This is a genomic window from Microbispora amethystogenes (assembly GCF_016863015.1).
Taxonomy (GTDB): domain Bacteria; phylum Actinomycetota; class Actinomycetes; order Streptosporangiales; family Streptosporangiaceae; genus Microbispora; species Microbispora amethystogenes.
The window spans coordinates 1-6,509 of record NZ_BOOB01000087.1 but is presented as its reverse complement, the minus strand read 5'-3'; the positions used below and the strand labels follow the sequence as shown (position 1 = coordinate 6,509).

Annotated in this window: 5 protein-coding genes; 4 read left to right on the top strand and 1 reads right to left on the bottom strand. The window is 71.1% G+C overall.

Annotated features, from left to right (window positions below; translation table 11 throughout):
* The 3 genes from Mam01_RS35690 to Mam01_RS35680 form a co-directional block, all read left to right on the top strand.
* On the top strand, positions 1-294 hold a 294-nt coding region (locus tag Mam01_RS35690; RefSeq protein ID WP_204289640.1), incomplete at its 5' end, for an arabinofuranosidase catalytic domain-containing protein.
* Between the two features lie 232 nt (positions 295-526).
* The gene (locus Mam01_RS35685; RefSeq protein WP_204289639.1) at positions 527-970 is read left to right on the top strand and encodes a CBS domain-containing protein; all 444 of its coding nucleotides are present in this window, start codon (positions 527-529) and stop codon (positions 968-970) included.
* 49 nt (positions 971-1,019) lie between these two features.
* Entirely contained in the window at positions 1,020-4,724 is a 3,705-nt protein-coding gene (locus Mam01_RS35680) for an FHA domain-containing protein (RefSeq protein ID WP_204289638.1), read from the top strand.
* Positions 4,725-4,881: 157 nt separating this feature from the next.
* On the opposite strand, the gene Mam01_RS35675 is transcribed toward Mam01_RS35680, so the two are convergent.
* Positions 4,882-5,280: a hypothetical protein gene (locus Mam01_RS35675; RefSeq protein ID WP_204289637.1), complete on the bottom strand. Its 399-nt coding sequence runs from the start codon at positions 5,278-5,280 to the stop codon at positions 4,882-4,884.
* Between the two features lie 257 nt (positions 5,281-5,537).
* On the opposite strand from Mam01_RS35675, the gene Mam01_RS35670 reads away from it, so the two are divergent.
* Entirely contained in the window at positions 5,538-6,290 is a 753-nt protein-coding gene (locus Mam01_RS35670; RefSeq protein ID WP_204289636.1) for a TetR/AcrR family transcriptional regulator, read from the top strand.
* The last annotated feature ends 219 nt before the right edge of the window (positions 6,291-6,509 follow it).

Here is a 6,509-nt window from a genome sequence, read left to right as displayed (position 1 = left end):
AGCATCAGCCACCGCTACCTGACCGCGATCATCAAGGGTGAGCCGAACCACTGGGCCATCCGCGGCGGCAACGCCCAGTCGGGCGGCCTCGGCACCTTCTACGACGGCAAGCGTCCCAACGTCTCGGGCTACAACCCGATGAAGAAGGAAGGCGCGATCATCCTCGGCATCGGCGGCGACAACAGCCACGGCGCCGCAGGCACCTTCTACGAGGGTGTGATGACCTCCGGCTATCCGACGAACGCCACCGAGGACGCGGTCCAGGCGAACATCGTCGCCGCCGGATACCGGTAAGTCGGACACCGGTAGTCGGACACCGGTAACCCAGGCAAAGGCAGACCGGACCCAGCGGATCCGGAAGCCGGAAGACCGAGCCGCCCCTTGCACCACCGGGGGCGGCTCTCCGCTTTGTGGGTGTACACGCATTCCGGATGGATTTATACTCGCCCATAATTGTTTTCGGATATCTAAATGGCCAGATAACCGGTTGTCCGAAACGGCCGTAAGGCGGGACCTGGGAGGCGGCGTGCTGGTCAGCGACGTCATGACGGCGTTCCCGGCCTACATACGACTTGGCGCGACCATCCGGCGGGCGGCCGAAATGGTCAGTGTGTCGGAGGTCGGCCAGTTGATGGTTCTCGACCACGACGGGCGGTTCGCCGGGTCGTTGTCCGAGGAGGACCTCGTGCGCGCCATGCTGCCCGGCTTCGACGACGTGACCGCCGCCGGCGGCACCCTCGCCGACGCGTTCCGGATCTTCCTGGAGCGGGGCCGCGCCCTGGCCGACCGGGTCGTCGACCCCCTCGTCGTACGCGACGCGGCGACGGTCCACCCGGCCGACGAACTCGCCCGCGCCGCGATCGTGATGATCGACCGCGGGATCCGGCGGATTCCCGTCGTCGACGACAGAACCCTCGTGGGCACGCTGTCGCGGGCCGATCTGTGTCGTGCGGTGATCTACCATTCCTGAGCTCCGGCTGATCCTCACCGACCGGCACACCCGCGAGAGCAGCGAGCGGGTGTGCACGCTCCCGGCGACTCTCGGCCGGGACACCCGCGCGGCGGCGGTGGTGCTGGACGACGGCATGGTGTCCCGGCGCCACGCGAGGCTGGAGATCGTCGACGACCAGCTTGTGCTGACCGATCTCGGCAGCTCCAACGGAACCTACGTCAACGACGCGCGGGTGACGCGGCGGGTGCTCGTCCCCGGGGACCGCCTGCGCATCGGCCGCTACGAGCTGACCTGGATGTTCCTCGACCCGGAGGCGACGGGGCTCATCGACCCGAGGCAGCTGACCATGCTGCGGCCGGTCGCGCCGCCGCGCCTGCCCGCACGACGCGTGGTGGAGGCCGCCGAGGCGCACAACCGGGCGGTGGGCCACGAACTCGACGGGTTCCTGTCGCTCGCGCACGGGTTCCTGCCGGTCGAGCCGCCGCTGACAGCCTTCCCCGATTCGCACCGGGCCTGGGACGAGATGAGCGGCCGGCTCCCCGGCCTGTTCCGCCGGCTGTCGCTGCGCCGGGCGTTCGACGCGATGCCGGTGCTCGACGCGCGGCCCGAGGCGTTGCCCGACCGCTACCTGTTACGCGCCTCGACCCTGCTCGGCGTCTTCGCCCACGCCTACCAGTACATGGCGACCGATCCGCCGGCCGCTCTGCCCGAGTCGCTGCTGCGGCCGTGGACCACGGTCTCGCGCCGCCTGGGCAAGGAGATCCCGGCCGTCTCCTACATCGACCTGTTCTTCTACAACTGGCGGCTGCGCTACCCCGCCGGGCCGCGGGCGCTGGACAACATGGACCTGCTCGTGCCGACCTGGGACAACGCGGCGGAGCGGGTCTTCTACCTGGTCACCACCGAGTTCGCGATGGGGCTCACGCCCGTGCTGGGCGCCATGCTGGACGCCCAGGAGGCCGTCGTCGCGGACGACCCGGCGGCCCTGGAGGCCGCGCTCCTGGTGATCCTCGACCGGCTGCGGCACGTCACCCAGGCCATATATCCGCAGATCGATCCCAACCCCCGCGGCCGGCATCCGCTCGACCAGGTGCTGTGGGCCAAGACGGTCGGCACCGCGGGCGTCCCCATCTTCGACGGCGCGCCCAGCCCGAGCGGCACCGCGCAGCCGCAGATCCACGCGCTGGACGCGTTCCTCGAACGCCGCGACTACGACTCGCTGGTCGGGCGGCAGAGCACGTACCTCGCCGGATTCTTCCCGCGGCACTGGCAGGAGCTGGTGGCCGCGTTGCGCGAGGTGTCGGTGCGCCGGTATGTCGAGGACACCCGCAACAGCACCCTGCGCGGCGTCTACAACGCCGTGCTCGACGCCTATCTGGGCGACCGCGGCTGGATGGGCCTGCACCGCGTCAAGGCGTACGGCTTCCTGGAGGTGGCGTTCAAGGTCGGCCGGCAGGTGACGACCGGCGCCCGGTTCACCGGCCTGTTCAAGGACAGGACGTGGGACAAGGTGGACGGCGAGCTGGCCGTCGTCCGCGACGAGCGCCGCCCGCCGGTGGGCCCGCCGGTGGTGTTCGGGACCGCCCGCCGGGGCCGCGTCGTCACCGCGGAGTCCGGCGCCTGGACCTGCCACCTGGAGATCGACGTCACCGGGCAGGGCGTGCACCACCTGCCCGGCGACCGGGTCGGCGTGCTGGCCGAGAACGACGACGAACTGGTGCGCCGCACCGTCGCCGCCCTGCAGGCGACCGGCGACGAGCTCGTACGGCTCACCCCGGAGTGGCGGGCGGCGGTGGCCTGCCGCGAGGGCTACGGCGAGGCCGACGTGCTGCCGCTGCGGACGCTGCTGCGCTTCGCCCGGCTGCGTCCGATCGGACGGGAGGTGGCGAAACGGCTGGTGACGCTGACGGCCGTCGGCGCGTGGCGGCGCGTGGTGGACGCCCGCATGGAGGACCAGTGGGAGCTGTGGGACGTCCTCAACCTGTTGCACGCGGGCGGGTATGACGTCACCCGGCTGTGGAAGGCCGATCCGCACCAGGACGACGCGTTCTGCGCGGTCGTTCCGCCCGAGCCGTTCCGGCTGTACTCGATCGCCTCGGCTCCGCCGCCGGGCGAACCGGCCAGCACGCTGAGGCTGGTGGTCGCCGGCCTGGGCTACACCTCCGCCCGGACGCCGTGGTCGTACCCACGGGAACGCCAGGGCACGGCGTCGCACTTCCTGCGCCGGGTGAGCGCCGAGGGCCGCCGGCGGTTGTCGCTGCGGATCGTCTCCACGCCCCGGTTCCGGCCGCCGGCCGACCCCGCCACGCCCGTCGTCATGTTCGCGGCCGGTTCCGGGATCGCTCCGTTCCTGGGGTTCCTCGCCGCGCGCACCGGACCGGGTGAGAACCGGCTCTATTTAGGGATCCGTACGCCGGAGGAGTTCGCCGAGCGCGCCGACCTGGACGCGGCGGCGGCCGGGGGCCGGCTGAGACTCTCCGTGGCGTTCTCCCGCGCCGACGCCGCGATCGGCTTCGACGGCCGGCGCCACGCCGTCCGGGACGGACGGCGGCGCCGGGTGGACGACGTGATCCGCGTCGAGGCGGACGAACTGTGGGAACTGCTGCGCCCCACCGGCGACGGCGGCCGCGGCGCGTACGTCTACGTGTGCGGCAGCGCGCGGTTCGCCGCCTCCGTGCTCCAGGCGCTGACCGGCATCGTGCCCGGCGACGGGCGCGAATTCCTCCGGGGGCTGGTGGCCGACGGACGTCTGGGCACGGACGTCTTCACCACCTATCTGGGCCACGCGCAGCAGGGTCCCCGGTTCGAGGTGTCGGATCTGGCACGGCACAACACCGCCGAGACGGGCTACTGGATGGCGATCGGCGGCGCGGTGTTCGACGTCGGCGAGTTCCTGCACCTGCACATCGGCGGGCCGCACATCATCCGCAACCACGCCGGGCTCGACGCGACCGCGGCGTACCGGAAGGTGCTGCACCACGCGCACGCCGAGATCGACGCCCAGCTCGCGATGTACCAGATCGGCCACCTGCGCCGCCTGAGTTTCGGCGCCCGGTGGGGCGTGGTGCTCACCGAGGAGGGCCTGCGCGCGCTGCCGCTGGAGGAGCTGTTCCGCGCCTGGGTACGGTTCGTCTACCTGCTGGCCGGCATGGAGAACGCGCTGACCGCCGACTACGGGTTCACCACGGCGGTCACCACCTCGGGCGAGGACCCCCGGGAGCTGACGCCCTTCAAGGCGCAGTACGTCGTCGAGGCGCACCGGCGGTTCCTGGTCAGCTACCTCGACGGGCTGGTGCACGACGACCTGCGCACCCTCTGGCAGCTCACCGCGGGCTTCTGCGACCCGCACCTCGACATCCGGTCCTTCGACACCGACCTCGCCGCCATGTCCGCGCGGCCGGACACCGGCCTGGTGCGCGACTCGGTGTCCTCCGTCAGACGGCTGCTGCTCGCCGGGGACGACTCCGGCCGGGTCACCGCGATGTGCCGCGTCTACATGGAGGGCGACGTCCGGCTGCTGCGTGACCTGAAGAGCGCCGTGCTGGACGGAGTCCGGGCGTTCGAGATCCACGAGGCCGACGTCGTCGAGCGGGCGGGGGCCACGTTGCTGACGGCGGCGGGTGACGCGCTCGCCGCGGTCTCGGCCTACTACCGGCGCCTCGCCGAGCAGACCCGGGGCCAGGGCGTCTCCGCCGACGGTGGGGGCGAGGAGACGATCCCGGACGACCGGGGCATGCCCGGCCACGGAGGCCCGCTGCCGCTTCCCGGCTGACGTCCGGCCGCGCCGAACCGAACAGGCCGCCGAAGGTGTGGTCGGCGGCGCCCTTCAGGCAGCCGGTGGTCGGGCTGCCGCCGTTGACCCACGCCTCGGCGGCGGGGGTGGCGAAGCCGAACAGCTTGCCGAGGTCCCTTGGTCGTGGGGCTTCGGCTCAGCCGCCCAGCTTCCCCCCGGCGACCACGTCGATCGCGACCCGGTAGAAGCTGGAGATCGAGTCGCCGCCCTCCGTGCCGTTCCGGAACTGCTTGCGCACCTTCGCGAAGGGGTAGGCCAGGCAGCCGTTCGGGAAACGCACGCCCCAGCCGTTGTCGTCGCTGTAGTCCCAGGCGCCGCCGGCCGCCGCGAGCAGGCAGGCCCCCAGGAACCAGCCCAGCACGCCGGTCAGGCCCTCCACGTCGTCGGGGTCGAAGCCGGGACGACTGCGCTGACGGTCGATGAAGCCCTCGACCCAGGCGACGGAATCCTCGTCCAGTCCGAAGGGCACGTCGCTGAGCGGGCCGAGCTTCTCGATCGCGAACGCCACGTTGGCCTCGATCTTCTCGATGCTCATGCCGGAATGGTGACACGGACCGGATAGCCGATCACCGGAATTTCTCGCGGACGACGAGAGCTGACCGGTCGCCTGCGCCCCTGCGGACACCGGCTCGACGCCCACACGGCGGGGCCGGCGCCGCCGAGCGGCGTGCGGCACGGGACCGGAGATCAGGAAAGGAGGGGTTCCTGGCAGAGGATCCGCCGTGTGCCATAGACTGAATGTCATTCAGATCCCTTGTTCACGCGGATCGGCTGGACCTGGTTGGGGGGCACATGGCGAAGCCCGGTGCGACGGCGAGAAAGCGGGAGGCGTCGCCGCGCGGGGGTGAAGACCCCGAGACGCTCATCGATCTCGACAACCCGAGGTTGCAGACCGAGGCGGCCCGCAGCCTGGCGGAAGCGGCCCGCGAGCTTTTCGCCAAGAAGGGTTTCTCCGCGACGAGTGTGAGCGATATCACGGACCGCGCGGGCATGAGTGTCGGGTCGCTTTATTATCACTACGGCAGCAAGACCAACGTATACGTGGCCATGTGGCTGGAGTATCAACGCAGCCAGGAGGCCCGGGCCAGGGAAACGGTCATCGCCGTGCGGGCCGCCGGGGTCACCAACGGGCTCCGGTTGTTCCTCGCGGGGACCCGCGCCTATCTGCTCGGCGCGTGGGAGCACCGTGACGTGGTGCGACTCGTCGCGGACGGGGACACCCCGCCGGGGTTCGGGCTGCGCATGCGCCGGATCAACCAGGACTGGTTCCGGCAGAACTCCACACTGCTGCGCGACAGCGCGAACGCCCCGGGACACGACGACCCGCTGGCCGTCCGCGCGATCGTCGCGATCGTGACCGACGCCATGGGCGGGATATGCCGGGAGGTCGCCGCCTGCGCCACCCGTGAGGAGGCCGAGGAATTGGTGGCCCGGGCCATCGATGTCTTCGCCCGGCTGGCGAACTCGCCGGTGGAGAATCAGTTCCGGCCCCAAACCCAGCAGCCTTCGGCGTACGGCGTCTCGGTCGGCGACGCCGGCTGGTGAGGACCGCCGAACCCGGTACGGCCATTTGTTCGCCGGAACAGCCAGGGCAGTGGCGCGCCAGGATTACCTGGATAAATCAGGATAAAGTGGAAGGATTGACCACGAGGTCCGGAACCGGATTCACGAAGGCTCCCGTCCGGCCGGAGCCGGGCCGATGATCCGCGGGTCTCTCACCGGCCCGTAGCGGTGCGCGGGGCTCACCGCGCGACAGAGTCGCCC